Source organism: Marinomonas transparens, from assembly GCF_016463975.1.
Lineage (GTDB): Bacteria > Pseudomonadota > Gammaproteobacteria > Pseudomonadales > Marinomonadaceae > Marinomonas > Marinomonas transparens.
In genome coordinates, this window is the sequence record NZ_JAEMNX010000021.1 from 54,392 (window position 1) to 74,258 (window position 19,867).

Annotated in this window: 13 protein-coding genes; 5 read left to right on the top strand and 8 right to left on the bottom strand. The window is 44.0% G+C overall.

Annotated elements, in window-relative coordinates; all coding sequences use genetic code 11:
- The first annotated feature begins 42 nt into the window (after positions 1-42).
- Positions 43-2,187 (top strand): TRAP transporter permease, encoded by a 2,145-nt coding sequence (locus tag I8J31_RS15870; protein WP_199469557.1) that lies wholly within the window; start codon positions 43-45, stop codon positions 2,185-2,187.
- A gap of 90 nt (positions 2,188-2,277) precedes the next feature.
- Here I8J31_RS15870 and I8J31_RS15875 read toward each other — a convergent pair whose 3' ends face one another.
- The 3 genes from I8J31_RS15875 to yegD form a co-directional block, all read right to left on the bottom strand.
- Positions 2,278-2,658, bottom strand: coding sequence for a VOC family protein (locus I8J31_RS15875; protein ID WP_199469558.1), 381 nt, complete (start codon positions 2,656-2,658; stop codon positions 2,278-2,280).
- A gap of 60 nt (positions 2,659-2,718) precedes the next feature.
- Entirely contained in the window at positions 2,719-3,711 is a 993-nt protein-coding gene (locus tag I8J31_RS15880) for a lipid A deacylase LpxR family protein (RefSeq protein ID WP_199469559.1), read from the bottom strand.
- Between the two features lie 256 nt (positions 3,712-3,967).
- Positions 3,968-5,332, bottom strand: coding sequence for a molecular chaperone (gene yegD, locus I8J31_RS15885; RefSeq protein ID WP_199469560.1), 1,365 nt, complete (start codon positions 5,330-5,332; stop codon positions 3,968-3,970).
- A gap of 224 nt (positions 5,333-5,556) precedes the next feature.
- On the opposite strand from yegD, the gene I8J31_RS15890 reads away from it, so the two are divergent.
- A complete protein-coding gene (locus tag I8J31_RS15890; protein ID WP_199469561.1) occupies positions 5,557-7,467 on the top strand; it encodes a methyl-accepting chemotaxis protein in 1,911 nt (636 codons plus the stop codon).
- A gap of 315 nt (positions 7,468-7,782) precedes the next feature.
- Here the strand turns inward: I8J31_RS15890 and I8J31_RS15895 are convergent, their stop codons facing one another.
- The gene (locus I8J31_RS15895; RefSeq protein WP_199469562.1) at positions 7,783-8,370 is read right to left on the bottom strand and encodes an NnrU family protein; all 588 of its coding nucleotides are present in this window, start codon (positions 8,368-8,370) and stop codon (positions 7,783-7,785) included.
- A 205-nt stretch (positions 8,371-8,575) separates the two neighbouring features.
- On the opposite strand from I8J31_RS15895, the gene nspC reads away from it, so the two are divergent.
- From nspC to I8J31_RS15910, 3 genes are all read left to right on the top strand, one after another.
- Entirely contained in the window at positions 8,576-9,673 is a 1,098-nt protein-coding gene (nspC, locus tag I8J31_RS15900; RefSeq protein ID WP_199469563.1) for a carboxynorspermidine decarboxylase, read from the top strand.
- Positions 9,674-9,713: 40 nt separating this feature from the next.
- A complete protein-coding gene (locus I8J31_RS15905) occupies positions 9,714-10,952 on the top strand; it encodes a saccharopine dehydrogenase family protein (RefSeq protein WP_199469564.1) in 1,239 nt (412 codons plus the stop codon).
- A 279-nt stretch (positions 10,953-11,231) separates the two neighbouring features.
- A complete protein-coding gene (locus I8J31_RS15910; protein WP_199469565.1) occupies positions 11,232-12,002 on the top strand; it encodes an SHOCT domain-containing protein in 771 nt (256 codons plus the stop codon).
- 55 nt (positions 12,003-12,057) lie between these two features.
- On the opposite strand, the gene I8J31_RS15915 is transcribed toward I8J31_RS15910, so the two are convergent.
- The 4 genes from I8J31_RS15915 to cobN all read right to left on the bottom strand — a co-directional run bounded on the left by I8J31_RS15915 (position 12,058) and on the right by cobN (position 19,856).
- Positions 12,058-14,106 carry an EAL domain-containing protein gene (locus I8J31_RS15915; protein WP_199469566.1) on the bottom strand — a complete coding sequence of 683 codons (2,049 nt, stop codon included), beginning with the start codon at positions 14,104-14,106 and terminating at the stop codon, positions 12,058-12,060.
- Between the two features lie 295 nt (positions 14,107-14,401).
- Positions 14,402-14,551, bottom strand: coding sequence for a hypothetical protein (locus I8J31_RS15920; RefSeq protein ID WP_199469567.1), 150 nt, complete (start codon positions 14,549-14,551; stop codon positions 14,402-14,404).
- Positions 14,552-14,666: 115 nt separating this feature from the next.
- Positions 14,667-15,863, bottom strand: a complete 1,197-nt coding sequence (locus I8J31_RS15925) for a sirohydrochlorin chelatase (protein WP_199469568.1) — start codon at positions 15,861-15,863, stop codon at positions 14,667-14,669.
- 99 nt (positions 15,864-15,962) lie between these two features.
- Positions 15,963-19,856: a cobaltochelatase subunit CobN gene (cobN, locus tag I8J31_RS15930; RefSeq protein ID WP_199469569.1), complete on the bottom strand. Its 3,894-nt coding sequence runs from the start codon at positions 19,854-19,856 to the stop codon at positions 15,963-15,965.
- Between the last annotated feature and the right edge of the window lie 11 nt (positions 19,857-19,867).

Here is a 19,867-nt window from a genome sequence, read left to right on the forward strand (position 1 = left end):
ACCCCACCGCCCTATACAGTACAAAAGAAAGGTAGCTGTTCCATGAACGCTTTATCTCACTCACCAACGCCTACAGACAACGAAATCAACCTTGACGACTTCGAAACCAAACACCGATCCAGCTCTAGGCTCAATCGTTTTGTGTTTGCTATTTCTATTTTCCTAGCCGTCGCGCACATCTATATCAATACCATCGGCACCCTTCCCGAGCTTTGGGTTTCGGCCTTCCATTTCGCTGGCTTCGGCACCTTATGCGCATTATTAATTCCAGCTAACCCAAAATGGCGAGACAGTAAAGTTGCTTTAATATGTGATGCCTTGATTGTCATCGCACTAGTCGGCATGGTGCTTTACATTGTCTTTTTTGAAGATGCGCTCTACGCAAGAGGAGTGACGTTTGATACTGGAGATTGGATCGTCTCCTCGATTAGCATTTTACTCGCTCTAGAATTAATTCGCCGCACCAGCGGTTGGTTTATTCCCTTGCTGATTATCGTCGCGCTGACCTATGTTGTACTCTGGGGGAAATGGATAGGCGGTGCATTTTCCTTCCCAGGATTAAGTGTTGAGACGCTTTTATATCGTAGCTTCTTTAGTACCGATGGTATGTTTGGATCTATCTCTAGAATTTCATGGAGCTTCGTCTTCATGTTCATTCTATTTGGCGCATTCTTAGTCAAATCCGGCGCTGGCGATTTTATCATCGCCCTATCGCGCACTCTCGCTAGCAAGATGATTGGCGGACCAGGCTTTGTTGCTGTACTAGGCTCAGGACTCATGGGTTCTGTCTCCGGTTCCTCCGTTGCTAATACCGTTTCTACTGGTGTCATAACCATCCCTTTAATGCGTAAAGCTGGCTTCCCTGCTCGCTTTGCCGCAGGTATTGAAGCCGCCGCCTCAACTGGCGGACAACTCATGCCTCCGGTGATGGGCGCTGGTGCATTCATTATGGCGTCTTATACACAAGTATCCTATGTCACCATTATCAGTGTTGCCGCCATTCCTGCTTTACTATATTTCTTATCTGTCGGGTTCTTCGTACGAGTTGAAGCCAAGCGCAGTAAAGTCATCGCGACAGAAGACAATGGCATATCTATTACTCAAGTATTAAAAGAAGGCTGGCATCACATTGTCCCCCTTGCGGTATTAGTCACCCTATTAATTCAAGGCTTCACACCAACCTATGCAGCAGGACTAAGCGTGCTCGCGGTTATAGTGTCCTCTTGGTTATCCAAAGAACACCGTATGGGGCCTACGGCTATTTTGGATGCCATGGCGCAAGGCGCGAAAAACATGTCGACTACTGCTGTGCTATTAGTAGGTATAGGTTTAGTGGTTAACGTCATCAGCACCACTGGGGTTGGCAATACTTTTTCATTGCTCATTACCGATTGGGCGGGAGGAAGTCTTTTCTTCACAATACTATTAGTGGCTATCGCCTCTCTCATTTTGGGAATGGGGTTACCTGTTACTGCGTCTTATATCGTACTAGGCACCTTATCGGCTCCAGCCTTATTCAACCTTATCGCAGAAAGCCAACTACTGGAAATGATGGCTTCGGGAACCTTACCGCAGGCAGCAAGCGCCGTTTTCATGTTGGCTGACCCATCCGCTCTCACGGCTTTAGCGCAAGGAATGTCAATGGATCAAGCCGCTGCTCTGCTAGCTCAAATTCCAGGTGACTTTAAAAGCATGCTGATGAATCAAGCCTTAGGCGCTGAAAGCGTCGCTATGATTCTAGTAACAGCCCATATGATCATTTTTTGGCTATCTCAAGATAGTAACGTCACACCGCCAGTTTGTCTCACTGCTTTTGCCGCTGCCGCCATTGCTAAGACCCCACCGATGAGGACTGGCGTAACGGCTTGGAAATTGGCAAAAGGCCTCTATATCGTACCGCTTCTAATGGCCTATACGCCATTGATTGGTGGCGACGCAGAAACGCTACTACGCCTTACTATTTTTGCCATCTTTGGTATGTATGCTTTGGTAGCAGCAATGGAAGGTTACCTAGAAGATAAATTGTCAATTCTTCCACGCTTGCTCGTGCTGATTGCCTCAGGAATGATGCTCTGGCCAAAGCTTGACTTGTGGATTCAATTAATTGGACTAGCGATCTTCTTAGTCATTTTCGTAATTGGTCATAAGAAATATTCAAACACGGTACAAGCTACTTCTGCGGCTTAATCTTTAAACAACACAACGCAAAATACCGATAAAAAAGCCAGACACTTTATTAAGTGTCTGGCTTTTTAGTTTTTAATCTGTTGAGACCTATTATTTAATTTCAAACACTGAGCAAATTTTATTGCCTGATGGATCACGCAAATAAGCCAAATATAGCTTTCTGCCGTTGCCCTCTCGAATACCCGGCGCATCTTCACAACTGGTTCCACCATTTGCTACCCCTGCTGCGTGCCAGGCATCAACTTCATCCGTTGATTTAGCCGAAAATCCAAACGTACTGCCATTCCCAAAAGTAGCAAGCTCACCATTAATAGGTTTGGTGATAATAAGAACGCCACTATCTGTCCAATAAAGAGCACGCCCTTTAGGGTCTATAACGCCAGACTGATGACCTAAAGCCCCTAAAATCGCATCATAAAATACTTTTGATGCGTCTACATCATTCGACCCTAATACCACATGACTAAACATTATCTTCCTCTAATTTTCTTAAAAAACACTCGAATACATTAACACCGAGATACAAGCCATTTAAAGTTGCCATGCTATAGTTAACGTCCCATAGCGATTAAGCTTCTCAGTTTGAATACTATTATTGGTATCCACTTCGTCTCTTTTGTTAAATGACGTATTGTACGCGAAAGTAATGGCGCCATGCCCTCCAAGAGAATAACTCAATCCCGTTGTAAATACGTTGTAGGTATGATCATAATCTATAGAACGGCTATCCCGAAAAGTATTCCCGTCAGTAAAAATGCTATTGGCATCATAATTCAATAGGACGCCAGCATAAGCAAACCAACCATTATTTACCGCAATCGGATTAGAAGCCCTAGCATTGGCTAACAAGACCGTTGAATAGGACTCCTGTAGATTCTGCCCAACTCGCAACATAAATCCAGCATTAGCCCCACTTCTTAGCGTTCCTACCGCAATCTGTCCACCCGCTACGACATCAAATGTATCCGAACTGGATGCCAAAACACGCAAAGCACGACCGCGAGAAAAGCCAAACACAACTTCATTTTTTAATTGGGTATCCCAACCCTTTGGCTCTTTAGCTCCAATTGCTTTATGAACTGCTTTTTGCGTTTGCTCACCCTTTGCTTTGGGTCCTACCAATCCCACAGAGGTACTTACCCAATCCGCATAATTGGAGCCAATTTTAATATAGGCATTAGTATAATTTAGCAAACCAGAATAAGGTAAAGAGCCTTCAGGAGGGTTAACTTGTGATATGTCCTCAGCCGTTGTTAAAACCTGACCTAAGCTATTAACATTAACTATGCCGTAAGTTGATCCACTCGGCATGCTCCACATCAGAGGCCACACCCATATACTTGGCTTCTTTAATGGGTCACCCTGCCCGTAGACATCGTAAAGTGAAAAATAAATGCCATTCGTGTAACCACTGTCCTCACCAACAAAAAGATCGTTATCTAAGGTCGCTGAAAAAAAGTACTCAACAGCATAAGCCTGCCCTCCAGACAACAAAAAAAGACCTAAAAGATATTTTCTTATCATGCTCCTCACTGTTTTAGTCTTACCCCGTACCAATTGTTGGTTAACCATTCTGCATCCACTCAAATTTAAAGATTGTCAGCTCTTGTATTATTAAACAGGCCAATTCCAGAAAACTTTACCACGGGCTAATTTAATAAAAAGACGTTATAGTGTAATTTCTCTTATTTTTCCCATTTTCACTGGAAAACGGAAAAACACCAACGACCTATTGATCACGCCTTAGTTAACCATCGATTGAGTCTAGGCTAACAATGATTCACCTAAAAACCCGCTGTGACCAAACCGTTAGCCCAGCCGCGACACTACCAAAGTGATCACCATCTAAAACAGGAATATTTCCTATACATTGCTGTATTGCATCACGTATTACGGGGGATTTCGCCGAACCACCTGTCATATAGATCAAATCAGGCTGTTCTCCCGCTTGCTCAATAACGGATGTCATTAGCTGTAGCATTCTTTCTAATGGCGGCTCAATCGATTTTGCCAGAGCCTCGCGGGTAATGGATGTCTCTAAACCTGCTTCAATATAATCCATCAGCACCCTATGATCGATGATCTCAGACAGCGCGATTTTAGCTTCCTCTGCATTTCTCACAATATGATAATTCTGCTTTTCTTCCCTCATAAGCAGAAAACGTTCAATCAATTTCGGTTCACTCGCGTCTAAACGTAATTGCTCTATTTGATTACGAGTTTCCATACTATTAAAGGTCGCAATGGCCGATACATCATTGGTCGTCACCGCATTCCAATACATTTGCGTTGGCATGGGCAAACCGTTTTTCAGAGTAGAATCCATGCCGAATAAAGGCATTAAATGCTTACCTGCAATACGGATATCTAAATCATTCCCTCCGACTCGCTCACCGGTATGACCTAAAAAATCATGGCTCCTATCGTCTTTAACCACATATTCTGGCCCCATTCGGACCATGGCACAGTCTGTTGTACCACCACCAATATCCACCACCAGTACGGTTTTGTTTTCGATGAGCTTCGCCTCAAAATCCAAACCTGCAGCAATCGGCTCGTATAAAAACTCAATCTCTTTGAAGCCCGCTCGTTTACCTGCGGCTGTCAGTATTTCTAACGCTTGACGGTTACTGGCTTCGGCATCAATCCCTTGGAAGTTAACAGGACGACCAATCACCGTATGGGTAATCTCTTCTCCGAGTTGTTTTTCTGCTCTTTGCTTGATGTTTTGCATCATAGCGGCGACTACATCTTCAAAGAAATTGATGTGCTCGGTGCGCAAGCCTGTGCCGCCTAGAAAGGATTTAGGGGATTTTACAAAATAGCCATCTTCAGGCCATTGGAAGTACTCTTCAAAAGCTTCGCGGCCAAAAAATAAGACCTGATCATTATCATCAATATCTTCTTCATAACGCGCTCGTTGCGCACGAGTTAAAGCATTACGACGAGATTCCACAAAGGCTTTTTTAGCCTGTTGTTCCTGTATATTTCGCCCTACGGACTCGGTTATTAAGTCACGATCTAGAGCATAGACAGTCGAGGGTAAAAAAGTATGATTTCCTTCTAGTGTTACCAATTGAACATTCGAGCCCTGAGATACACCTAACGCGCAATTGGACGTTCCATAATCGAAACCGCAAATCATCTTGCTTTACCTATCAATTCATTAACAATAAAAAGGACGCGGACAATAGCACAGAGACAAAAAAACTGTCAGCCTACAGTGGCAACCGTTCGCTCTTGTTACAAAAAATTAACAGGAAAATACTATTTTAGTTGTTAGAGTCTATTAGTTCAAAAAATCTAGAGCGCGTCTTGCACTATACTTCAAAAAATAGTGGACAAAAACATCCAACATTGGAGCACTTTATGCACCTCTCACTACAGTCGAAAATCATGTTACAAGCCATCATTGTCGCCATCATCATTGCCATTGGCGTCGGAGGGGTGTCCTTTTATGATTTCACTAACTCCAGCAACACTCGCATAAAGTCTGAAGCCAGTTCTCAAGCTGACGCTATTTCGACCTACATTAATAGTTGGTCTGATGATCGCAGCACTACAATGACTACCGTCAGAGAAAAGCTAGAAGCCTCTCTTCAAGCAGCTCCTAACGTCAATGAACAGGATGTTCTCAACATTCTTCAACAAGCCCAAGGCAGTCTGAGTTTTGGAATGACCTTTTTAGGGCTAGAAAATGGTGCCATGTATCGCCATGACCCGTCCCTTAATAGTGCGGGCTATGACCCTCGTGTTCGTGGGTGGTATAAAGACGCCAAGGCGAAGAAAACAGCTTATGTCACCAATCCTTATATTTCCTCCTCAACCAAAAAGTTATCTATGACCTTTGTAGAACCTATTATTATTAACGGGGAATTCAAAGGTGCTATTGGCGGCCTGGTATTTCTAGATGATTTATTAGGTAAAATTACCGCGATGAATGTGTTGGGTGATGGCTATAGCACACTCTTTGACGGAGCAGGAAAAATCATTGCTCACCCACAAAAAGACCTCATTCTAAAAGACGCAGTGGAGTTATCTCCAACCCTAAATAAAAACTTTTTTAGCGATGTGCGTCAGAATGCCAAATTCACCGAGCTCATGCTTGGTGATAGCAATACCTATATGTACGCTAGCCAAATACAAAATAGCCCATGGGTGCTGGGTTTAATGATGAATAAAAACATTCTAGATGCACCACTCATTAATCTCGGCACCAGTATAGTCATCGCTGTTATTGTGCTGCTGATATTAGCTTCTCTCATCGTTATGCAGGTAACGCGCTATTTATTGAGAGACTTGCGCCGTGTGTCAGATAGTATGAAACAGATTGCCGAAGGAGACGGAGACTTAACCCAGCGTCTAATCGTCAGTTCTAAAGATGAAATTGCCGTACTCGTCGACAATTTCAACCAATTCGTCGCGCTGCTACAGGGAACCATTACACACTTAAAAAAAATTGGTCATGACCTATCCGGTCAAGCTAATGCCGCCCATGACTCTTCTCAAGAGAGTGCATTAAAACTGGAGGAGCAACAGCACAATATTTCTATGGTGGCCACGGCGATACATGAAATGTCACTAGCCACTCAAGAAATTGCAGGTAACGCTACGAATACCGCCAATAACGCCGATGAAACAGTAGCGGCCAGTAATATAGGCCAAAATCAGGTATTAAAAAGTCAAGACAGTATCCGAGCTCTCGCTGAAGACATTCAAGGCGTCGCCGAGGTTATTAATAGTGTCAGTAATAACGCCGATGGTATTAATGCCATTTTAACGACCATTTCCGGCATTGCAGAACAAACTAACTTACTCGCATTAAACGCCGCCATTGAAGCTGCACGCGCCGGTGAACAAGGCCGAGGGTTCGCCGTGGTGGCCGACGAAGTACGCGTATTATCACAACGTACTTACAGCTCTATTGAAGAAATCCAAAAAATGATTGAAGCCCTGCAAAGCACTACTAAGGATGCAGTGGCAAAAATCCAGCTCAGTCATGATAAGGCAGAAGGCAGTGTCGAGGATGTTAACGAAGCAAAATTGAGTCTAGATAAGATTCAGCAATCAGTAACCACCATCAATGATCGCGCTGCACAAATCGCGACCGCGACAGAGGAACAAACCAGCGTTACTGCGGAAGTTAACCAGAATACAGCAGACATCCAACAGGGCTCCTCTGCACTGGTCGTGCTTGCTTCTGAAAGTGCTTCCCGCGCCGAAGAACTAAAAACCCTAGCCGATGACTTAATAAAACACATCAACAACTTCAGAACATAATCCAAATACAGTGAGACCTTTGCACTAAGTCACGAGCGATACCAAGACAAGGCAAAAATAGACGAAAAAGCAAACACTTACATGGATGTAAGTGTTAAGACGATGCATAGCCACACGGATGTGGTTAATAGGGCAATGCAGGAGCCATTGCCGAGGATGCCAAAGCCGCGTTTATGGGTTATAAAGGAGTAATTTTAGTCTGTTTTTAACAAAATATTGGCAAGCACAGTCGTCGTGGAAAGGTCTCACTGCAAACGAAAACGCCCTGTTAGCATACTCTAACAGGGCGTTTTTGATTTTAACGAATCAAAGACATTACATCAGTGGCGAAACACCAATAACCGCCAGATGAAGAAAGAAAACAATAGCAAACCAAGAAAGCATAGTGAAAACAAACGCTGCTAAGTTAAACGGAATACTGGATTCATCAAAATCATCATAAACAACACCGGCTTTTCTGTCACGACGACGATAAACGGCAAAACAAGCAATAGACCATATCAAAAAACTACCGAAAACCATCACATCCGCTAAAGAGCCATTGCTAATTAGATGTGCAAAAGCCCAAAGCTTTATAGCAATTAACAGAGGGTAGCCCAGTTTTCGTTTCATTGTGGTTTTTGGCACTATGGCAGAGCCCACAAAAAAAAGTGATAAAAGCATAATTAAGGCAGCCAGGTGATAAGTCCAAATAGGCGGGAACCACAACCAAATAGGTGATGCTCGCATCTGGATAAAGCCCATCACAATAAAAGCGCCCGCTAATAAAGTGATCAATCCATAACGCATACGCCAGCGCATCACACCATGACGCGCCATACTTGACTCTCGCCAGTTTGGCATTAACATCCTGACGGAATGCAGACTAAAAAAGATTACTAACCCGATAACCAAAATCAACATACTAAGATGTTCCTTATATACTATTAATAAGCCGCGACACTTAAATCTGCCTGCATTGTAGACCCGTCATTTTATATCTCAAGCCCTATGTCTCCGTGCCCACTATAAAGTGTCATCAAAAGCACGATAGAATGGCCTTATAGAGCTAGAAAATACCCCTAGCTTTGCACTAGAATACACGCCTTTAAAATTCGGACAGCTTGCCATGATCCAGACGCCCTATTACCTCATTGATAAAGCCAATCTTTTAAAGAATTTAGAAAAGATTGCTTACGTGCGCCAGCATTCTGGAGCCAAGTCATTACTGGCACTTAAATGTTTTGCTACTTGGTCTGTGTTTGACTTAATGCAAGAGTACATGGATGGAACCACGTCTTCTTCGCTATATGAGGTTAAACTTGGCAAGCGCAAGTTCCAAGGAGAAACTCACGCCTACAGTGTAGCCTATGCTGATGATGAAGTTGCCGAAGTACTCGAAAACAGCGACAAAATCATCTTTAACTCTATAAGCCAGCTCAATCGCTTTAAAAACCAAAGCGCAAACACCATTCGCGGTTTACGAGTAAACCCACAAGTCAGTACCTCTGAATTCATCATCGCCGATCCTGCTCGTCCATTTAGCCGCCTTGGCGAATGGAACCCAGAAAAGATTGAAACTGTCATCCATGATATCTCCGGCTTTATGTTCCATAACAACTGCGAGAACAATAGCTTCGAACGGTTCGATGAAATGTTAACACTAATAGAAGAACGCTTTGGTCACCTTATCCAAAAAGTAAAATGGGTCAGTCTTGGTGGCGGTATTCATTTTACGGGCGAAGGCTATCCATTGGATCGTTTTTGCCAACGCCTAAAAGCCTTTTCAGAGACATACAATATACAGGTGTATTTAGAACCCGGCGAAGCGGCGATCACCAATAGCACCACATTGGAAGTCACAGTATTAGACACCCTCTTCAATGGCAAAAATCTAGCCATTGTCGACAGTTCCATCGAAGCTCACATGCTCGATCTACTGATTTATCGTGAAAATGCCAAAATGGCTCCTTGCGAAGGTGACCATGAATACATGGTATGTGGTAAATCTTGTTTAGCTGGCGATATTTTTGGCGAATTCAAATTTGATAACGCACTAGACGTTGGCGACCGACTCTCTTTCCAAGACGCGGCGGGCTATACCATGGTGAAGAAAAACTGGTTTAACGGTGTGAAAATGCCCTCCATTGCCATACGACAACTAGATGGCAATATCGAACTGGTAAGAGAGTTTGATTATCAGGATTTTGAACAGAATTTATCTTAATTAGCCGAAGGCTATTGAATTTTTTAGAGAGAACTAAACCATGAAAAAAAATGTCCTAATCATAGGCGGCGGAGGCGTGGCTAGAGTCGTAGCCCACAAATGCGCCCAACACAACGATACACTGGGCAATATCGCAATTGCTTCACGCAGCGTCGATAAATGCGACGATATTGTATCCAGTGTCCTCGAAAAAGGTAGCATGAAAGTTGAGGGTCGCATTCAAGCATTCGCCCTTAATGCTCTTGATATACCGGCTACTATTAAACTGATTCAAGAAACAGAATCACAAATCGTGATTAACGTTGGCTCGGCATTCGTTAACATGTCTGTCCTAGAAGCCTGCATGGAAACGGGTGCCGCTTACCTAGACACCGCCATTCATGAAGACCCCGCTAAAATTTGCGAAAACCCACCTTGGTACGCTAACTACGAATGGAAACGCCGTGACGCCTGCAAAGAAAAAGGCATCACCGCTATTTTGGGTGTCGGCTTTGATCCGGGTGTGGTCAATGCTTATGCTGCATTGGCTTACAACGACCACCTAGATTCTGTTGACTCTATCGACATTATCGACGTAAACGCGGGTAGCCATGGCAAATATTTCGCCACTAACTTCGATCCAGAGATCAACTTCCGTGAATTTACCGGTCGCGTCTACTCTTGGCAAAACAGCGCATGGCAAACCAACAAAATGTTTGAAATAAGCCGTACTGACGACCTGCCAGTTGTCGGCTCTCAAACCACCTACATGACAGGCCATGATGAAGTTCACTCACTGTCACAAAACCTAGACGTGCCAAACGTACGCTTTTGGATGGGCTTTGGTGAGCACTATATCAACGTGTTCACTGTCTTGAAAAACTTAGGTCTACTGTCGGAGCAACCTGTCACCACCGCAGAAGGCTTAGAAGTCGTACCGTTAAAAGTCGTCAAAGCAGTGCTTCCAGACCCTTCTTCCTTGGCCCCTGAATACACAGGTAAAACCTGCATTGGCGATGTGGTCAAAGGCAAAAAAGACGGCAAAGACAAAGAAGTGTTCATCTACAACGTGGCCGACCACAAAGAAGCGTATAACGAAGTGGGCAGCCAAGGTATTTCTTACACGGCAGGCGTACCACCCGTTGCCGCAGCCATCCTTGTGGCCAATGGCATATGGGACGCAAAAGAAATGCGCAATGTCGAACAACTCGACCCGAAACCTTTCCTAGGTTTGCTAAACGACATGGGCCTACCAACTCGCATTAAAGACGAAGACGGCGACCGCCCTTTCACTCTTTAATTCCTCCAATATGTTACCCATAACCCTGCTTTGTTAGATTAGAGCAGGGTTATTTATTAAAAGCATTAAGCGCTTTTTCTTGGTTAAATAAAGCCAACAATAATTGTTTGAAAAATAAACGATTTAGCCGCATTTTGTTCATCAGCATTATGGTAGACTGCGCGCATTACGGAACCTGCACATCAGCACGATGCTGACCACCTCTCAAAATAAGCCAACAATCGCCTATTGTAAGAGACCAGCTCTCCGTCCATCCACTTATTTTAGAGAGCAATAACTATGCAAAACCTTACTCAAGACGGGCAACAACTCGTCAATAGTCTCAGCGCTAAATACAACCTCAGTTACGATGCCGTCATGCATATGCTAATTTCTGTCAATAACGGATCTGGCAGCATGGCACAGTTTAATTGCTCGGAGCTGGGCGGTTCAGGTCAATGGATGCGCGGTGGCATGACCATGGTGGGTGATATGTTTAACCATGGTTTAAAAATGACGGTAGATAACTTGTGTAATGATCTTGCTCATGGTCTTGCCAGCCTACAAGTCTTTATTCCTATTCCTGCTGGAACACCTGGAAGCAGTCAATGGTGGCCAAGCGACTTAGGCCAACCCTTTAGCAGTGGCGCACAAAACAACACCCGCTATGCTGTGTTTCCAAATCGTTTAGCCGTTGAGTTTAATAATCAAGTCACGGTATATGATACCTTAGACAACAATATAGGTGGAGTAAGTCAGCAACAAGGTAATAACGACTCTCTTACCTTTAGTAGCCAATATGGCACGATTGCCGTGCACAGCTTACCTATAATTTCAGGGGCAGGTATTGCATCAACACCACAGAATAATTTTGCTGAACCAACGCAAAACACAATACAAAATAGCCTTCAAGACAATGATGTCCCCCAAGTAAACACTGGCATTCCTAGCCTATTGTCCGTCGATGAGACCTTGCAGATAATAGAAAAGCTAGCCAAACTCAAGGATGCGGGTGCTATTTCTGAAAGTGAATACGACTCGAAAAAAACAGAATTGCTTAATCGCATTTAACTTTATAATGAGCAAAAGGAGTAGAAGAGGCCTCTTCCACTCCTCTCCGGAAATATTACAAACCTTCTTCCGAAATTCTTTTTCCTAGCGGGATAATTTCTGCTAATGGTACCGGTTTAGAAATATAATATCCCTGGAACAAACTACAGCCTTTCTTCAATAAAGACTGATACACCTCTATATTTTCAACACCTTCTGCCACTACTTTATATTTATATGCAGAAGCAATTGAGAGAAGGGAGTTAATAATGGCATCGTAGCCTGCCTTTCCTATTTCATTAACAAAACTTCGATCTATTTTAATTTCATCAACTGGGAAATGCACCAGCTGTTGAAAAGACGTATAGCCTGTACCAAAATCATCCAAAGAAACTTTACAGCCTATCGCCCTAATTTTTTCAATCGTCTTAATAGAAACTGGGTCAATATCTAATAAGAAAGTTTCAGTCACTTCAATACATAAGCGCTCTGCTGACACGCCACTGTTATTAACCAGCCGTTCAAAATGACTAACAAAGGAAGTATCCAGTAATTCTTTTGAAGAAATATTAACAGACAATTCAAAATCTTCATCAAACCCTGCCATAGAAAAGTCTTTTAGCGCTTTTTCAATCACCATTAAATCTATATCACGAATAAGGCCTGTTTCTTCCGCAATAGAAATATAAACCTCAGGCGAAAGGGCATTCAAATCTGGAAAAGTACAGCGTAATAATGCTTCTACCCCGACTATTTTATTCGCTGAAGAGTCAAAAATAGGCATATAAAGTAAATTAAAGGCATCTTTCTCCAAAGCCAATTTTATCCGACTTTCTATATGTACTTTATTTTCCGCTATACGACCAACTTCACTACTGTAAATTTGTAGATTCATATTTTCATGTAAAATCGCTTGTATCGACAGCGCTGCACGTTCAAGTACTTCCTTCCTATTCCTAGGCAATTTTTTTTCCGAACTAACCCCTACCTTAATATCTAAGCACAGGTCTCCTAGTTCAGGAACCGTAATAGGCGACAAGAAAACCTCTAGAAAAGCCGCTTCATTATCATTTGAAAAACGCTCTCCCTTCTTAATAAATACCAGCTCATCATTGGCTAACCGGGAGCCTAAAAAAAATTTTGAGGAAAAGATAAGTTGGCTTCTCTTTACTACTTCTTGAAGTAAGTCATGTGCAATACCAAGCCCAAAATGCTGGACCAAGTTATGCCAATTAGTAATACGAATACGATATACAGTCGCATTTTTCCCTACTAAATCAGCATAGTGAATTTTAAAACCAAAAGTATTTAATAATGAGCAGTATGGATCATTAAGCGCTTGTTTTTTGAACTTGTTATAAGCGAGAAATTGTGAGTATAAGAAGCGAAAAAGCATACCGCCTGCGATTAATAACCAAAACAAAGAAAGCGTTTTATAAAATTCAGCCTCTTTTACCATTTTACCAAACAGCATGAGTTGAGAGACATCTATGCTGTATATTCCAGATGCTTTTAATGGTATTTCATTAACAAAAAATTCGATATTCACAACAGACTTCACATTAACATCTGAGAGTTCGAAAGGAACATTATTCTCATCTTCCCACCAGGTTTCTACCCTAAACCGGGATAGAGGAATAATAAGATCACCATTACCCTGTACTCTAACAGCATGATATTTGTGCTTGTCTGATTGAATAGACTTGATAGATTTAACTATCTCAGGGTCAATCAAGCTTTTAATAACAACTCGAGTTCTTTGATTATAATTAGGAAGGGTAGACTTGGTTATTACATGTGTATGAAGTTCACTGAAACTTTCTAAAGAAACACCAAGTGCTTTATCTGAAGTAACCCTAAATGTAAGACCACATATGTCTCTATTTTTACTCAATCTAGCATCACAATGTACTGAAAATGTGCCCTTCGTCTTATCAAGCTTAAGCTCCCCTCCCAAAGCATGGACGAGTAAATTACCATCGCGAGCCATGGAAATGATGTCTAACTCTTTACAATTAAACCTAGATGTTTGAAAGGCAAAAGCAAGTAAACTTAAAAGGACCGAAATTGCAATAAAAACATTATACGTTTTTGCTAATTTTGAAAGCGCTTTTAAGCTATTCATAAAAAGGGATACACCTAAGCTATTATAGATTTCACATCAATTCCCCCCAAAAAATGCAGTTTATCCTAGCTTTGGGCAGCTCTTAAAAAAGTACAGACTGCATAGAAAATTAGCGAGCGGAGTAAACTAATTCTCTATGCAGTCTATAAAGTTTCTTTTTACTTCTCAAGTCATCTTTGAAATGGTCCATTAGAATGAAGGTTTCATTGCGCCCGACATTAAGAAAGCAGTAGCTTTTTAGAATTTCTTTCTGCCGTTCTATTCATTTAATTTTAGCGTCTAATTCTTGGTTTTTTTACTGTTCTGGAGTTAAAGCTTTACTATCAAAGGAAATGTCACCTTGGCGTTCCTGCTTCAGTTGAGTAATCCAGTGTAGGAATACTGTTTCAGCAATGCCAACAGAGTGGCAATCCTCACTGATGTTATAGCTCTGATCAAGTACCAAACAGGCAGACTCTATTTAAAATTCAGAACTAAAGTTTCTTCTGTTCATAATCTATTTACCCTATCAATGGGTAGATTTTAACACCTATCGATTGGTACAGATTTATTAAACCACTTCAGTGGGCCAATGCGGTTTTCGTACAATCCCCATCGATACGATGTTTTTCTTCTTCAAGAATTTCTTCGGTAAATTGCCCCATGAAACAACAACATACCCCTTCACCTATCATGGTTCTCGGCCCCATTGGGTGGCCTATGTGTTTGTACACACCATGACTGTGCCCATGGCTATGGGAGTGAGAATGGTCGTGGCTATGATCATCATGGGAATGGCTATGAGAATGATCGTGGCTATGGGAATGCCCATGGCTATGATCATCATGGGAGTGACTATGATCAGACTCAGACAAACCTTGTGTATCATCCTGCGGATCAACAAATTCAGCATGATGATGGTGAACATCCACCTCCCCAGCGGCAAGACGACGTTTAAAGGAGTTCATTAGTGTTTCTTCACCCGTTTGCAATTCCCCCTGCATGATCTCTTCCACACGGTTTTGAAACGCATCAATCACTCGTGGGTGGTCACTTAAATAAGGCGTTTGGATAAACTCAATCTCAGGGTTCGCCTGTGCGACTTTATCCACATAGCCTTGAATACGCTTAATGAGTCGGCCTGTGAACAAGAAATAAGGCGCCACCACAATACGCTTGTAACCCAGCTTCATGAGGTTCTCTAAGCCCACACCAACGGATGGATAAGTCACACCAGAGTACACAGTATCAGACCAACCAAAGCCCATATTTTCACTCACAATGCGGGTTAGTTTGGCCGCTTCAGCATTGGCAGAGGTATCCGATGTACCACGGCCCACCACCACCAATAAGGTGTCATAAAGGTTTTCTGGTGGGTTAACAGGGTCCAGCCCAAGAGACTCATAAATACGCGCTTGGAAAGCTTCAATCATGTCGTCTTGCAAACCTAATTCACGACCATAAGTAACATGAAGACCTTGGTTCTTTTCTTCATACGTCGTCAATACAGAAGGAATATCGTTCTTGGCATGAGTCGCTGCAAAAAGCATCCCCGGCACCGCATAAATTTCTTCCACCCCTTGGGCCAACAAACTGTTTAATCCCATATGAATATTCGGAGCCGAAAATTCCAAAAAGCCATATTCCACAGGCAAATCTGGAAAGCGTTCTTTTAATCCTTTTGCCACTAAGCCAAATTCACGTTCTGCATCTTTATCACGGCTACCGTGGCCACAAATCATAATGCCCTGTTTTTTGACTGGTCTTGTATCACTCATTGTTTCTCTCTTCTTATCGACTCTGATCGTCATCCGTCATGTATGGTAATCTCAGCAAACTTCTGCCCAAGTTTTCTGTATTGAATTCTTCATGGTAGATCACTGCCCTTGCTCCTGTTGCTGATCTAAATCAAGCAACAAGGATTGAATTTTTTCACGATGGCCATCGGCATTTTGCCACATGCCCCGTTGAATCGCCTCTAAAAGACGTTCCCCCATCTCTTCCAACGCATGGGGGTTATTATCGCGCATAAACGCTTGATTGTCTGGATCGAGCAATAAACGATCCGTAACCTGCTCATATTGATAATCCGCTACTAAATCCGTAGTGGCATCGTAGGCAAATAAATAATCCACCGTGGCCGTCATTTCAAACGCGCCTTTATAGCCATGGGTTTGCATGGCGTCAATCCATTTGGGGTTCAACACCCGAGACCGCACCACCCGATTCAGCTCTTCTTTTAGGGTACGAATCTTCGGTGCACTAGGGTTCGAGTGATCGCTATGATAAACACTCGGCGCTTGCCCACTAAAGGCCGTCACCGCATTCGTCATGCCCCCTTGGAACTGATAGTAATCATCCGAATCCAAAATATCGTGTTCACGATTGTCTTGGTTCTGCACCACCGCATCCAATTGAGACAAGCGTTCAATAAAAGCGGACTTCGCCTCGACACCATCTTGATTCCCTGACGCTGAATCACCTGATGACTGACTGTCTGATGACAAATAACGGCCATCATACGCATAGCCCCCCCAATTAACATAGGCCTCAGCCAAATCCGCCTTGGTATCCCAACAGCGTTCATCGATCAAACCTTGCAAGCCTGCCCCATACGCCCCGGGTTTACTACCAAACACTCGATACGACGCTTGTCGATTAGCTTGCTCTTCTTCCATCCCTTGGTCTAATAAACGCTGCTTTCTGGCTTGTACATTAGCCCGAATCACATTGCCATTACCCGGTTCAGAATACTCGGCTATTGCCTGCACCGCCGAATCATAAAGGCGCATCACATTGGCAAAAGCATCACGGAAAAAACCCGATACGCGTAGCGTCACATCCACCCTAGGGCGACCAAGCTGCATACACGACAGAATCTCAAAGTCCGTCACTCGATTCGAGCCCGGTGCCCAAATAGGCCGAACCCCCATTAATGCGAATGCTTGGGCAATATCATCACCGCCCGTTCGCATGGTCGCCGTGCCCCACACGGACAAACCTAAATCTTTTGGGTAATCCCCATGTTCTTGCAAATGTCGCTGGATCAAAGCTTCAGCGGATTTTTGACCAATGGCCCACGCCGCAGGTGACGGAATGGCTCGATTATCCACAGAGAAAAAATTACGTCCTGTCGGCAAGGTATCCAAACGCCCACGGGTTGGCGCACCACTTGGCCCCGGTGGAATAAAACCACCCGCCAAACCTTTTAATACCGCTTGAATTTCATCCTCAGCACTTTTTTCCAATGCTGCCATTAAAGTCACTTTCGCGTGAGATAAGAGTATCGCCGTTTGTGGCAAAGTGTTGGCTAATTCATCAACCGACTGGCCTTGAATCAAATGGACTAAAACCAATTGTTTGGCAAACAATTCAAGGCGTTCTTTGGTGTCCGCATGGGTTCGCCAATCCGCATCACTCAAAGACAATAACCGCGCAGGCTTCGCCCCTAACCAAGGCGTTCTAACGCTTAACATAGGGTCGAAATCCGCTTGATGAAGCGCAAAATCGTCCACCAAAGCATGCAATATGCCCTGACTTGTCGAGTCATTACCCCGAGGCAAACGCAGCAAAGCCACCAGCGTGTCGGCCAACTTATCCTCTTCAGGCAGCTCCCCAAGGCGGTGCAAACCATGGCGAATTTGTGCCTCTTTTATCTCACACAAATACGTATCCAATTCTTCCAAGACCAAATCATCATCAACCGATTCCGTCCCCTTACTCGTTACGCCAGTGAGCTCTTCAAGCAAATGGGACTCTTGGACTTTCTTGAGAATTTGCTCGCGCAGCCAGGTTTCCCGACGCACATCCATACCCATGGCTTGGTAATATTCATCGACTAGATTTTCTAAATCCGCCATATCACCGTAAGTTTCAGCGCGAGTCATCGGTGGCATCAGATGGTCAATAATCGTCGCCTGAGTACGTCGCTTAGCTTGTGCCCCTTCCCCCGGATCATTAACAATAAAAGGGTAAAAATTCGGCATAGGGCCAAGGGCAATGTCCGGCCAACACAGATCCGATAAAGCCGTGCCTTTTCCCGGCAACCATTCTAAGTTGCCATGTTTGCCAACATGCACAAACGCATCAACCTTATAAACATGGCGAAGCCAAAAGTAAAAAGCCAAATAGCTATGCGGTGGAATCAGGTCAGGGTCATGGTAATTCGCCGCAAGATCAAGGTTAAAACCACGGGCTGGCTGAATACCAACGAAAGTCTCCCCAAGGCGAATGCCTGCCAACATAATGCGCCGCTGACCGTTTTGTTCTCGGCATTTATGATCGTCTTCTGGTGGCCCCCAGCGATCCCAAACCGCCGTTTGGCATGCCAACGGCAACTGGTAAAAATACTGGAGATAATCTTCCAGTGACAAACTTTGCCAACAGCCTCTTTCGTGCAAGGTGTTGGGGTTGTTGGTGACCGCCCCCAGTAATGCTTCAATCAAGGCATTGCCCTGTTCTGGAATATCGCTAATCGGATACCCCTCCCGCTCTAATGCTTTGAGCAAACTCACCGTAGACGCAGGCGTATCCAACCCAACCCCATTCCCAATACGGCCATCTTTGGTTGGGTAATTCGCCAACACAAACGCAACGCGCTTTTCGGCATTTTTCTTACTGGCCAAAATTGCATAACGTTTGGCCAATTGGGCAACAAATATCGCCCGTTCTGGGTGAAGCTCGTAACGGACCAAATCCACTTGGGCGGCTTCATTATAATGACTCAGGGCTTTAAAACTGACAGCGCGGGTAATAATGCGGCCATCCATCTCTGGCAACACAATTTGCATGGCCACATCTCGGCTACGCAAACCTTGGCTTTGTTCCTGCCAGTCTTCTTGGGTACTGCCAGATAAAACAAGCTGTAACACAGGAATCGGCGAGGCAAAGGCCGACTGAAAATCCGTCGGCTCAGAAGCAAGATCAGGGCTGCCCACTCGATTGGCCGCAAACCCTGTGGTGTTCAAAATCACCTTAGCATTGGTTTGTTCCGCCAGCGTTTCAATTAAGCCCACAGACACATCGTCTTTTAGAGAACTCACGGCAATGGCCAAAGGCACCAAACCTTCTTGCTCAATAATGTCTAGCAAACCATCAAACATGGCCGTATTACCGCTTTGTAAATGGGAACGATAAAACACCACCAGCACCACAGGCTGAGCCGCCAATGCCGGCTGATAATAGTGTTTCCATTCATTCAAGCTAGAAGCATGACCTTGATGGTAGATCAAGGCACTGGGTAAAGGGGCGGGCTCTTGCCAATCAAACTGGCATTGAAAAAACTCAGAGGCTAAAAAGAGAAAAAACTGTTCACTGTTACGCTGACCGCTTTCACGGAAATAGCGCCATACTCGATGGGCGTCTTCCATTTGGCAAGTAGAGGCTTGCATCAATGCGGGGTCTGGCGTGTCATCACCGGGCACTAGAATTAAGGTTCGACCTGCTTTGGCTTGAGACCAAGCCTGTAATTGCGCAAATCCGTAGGCCCAATAATGTTCACCACCGAGCAAAGACACCACAATCACTTTGGCGTACTCTAGCACCTTATGTTCATACAGATCATAAGCGGCAGGTTTCACCAACTGCATCCAATTGGCGAGGCGCACACTGGGCAAGGTGTGCGCTTCGGATAATTGATCAAGGGCACTGCCTAACGCCCCCAAAACCGAATCCGCCGCGGCCAAAACCACAATGTCCGCCGGGCTTTGTCCTAAATCGACAATGCCTTCGTCGTCAACAAATCCACCCGGTTTAGCCGCCAGCAAATGCACTTAACTCTTTC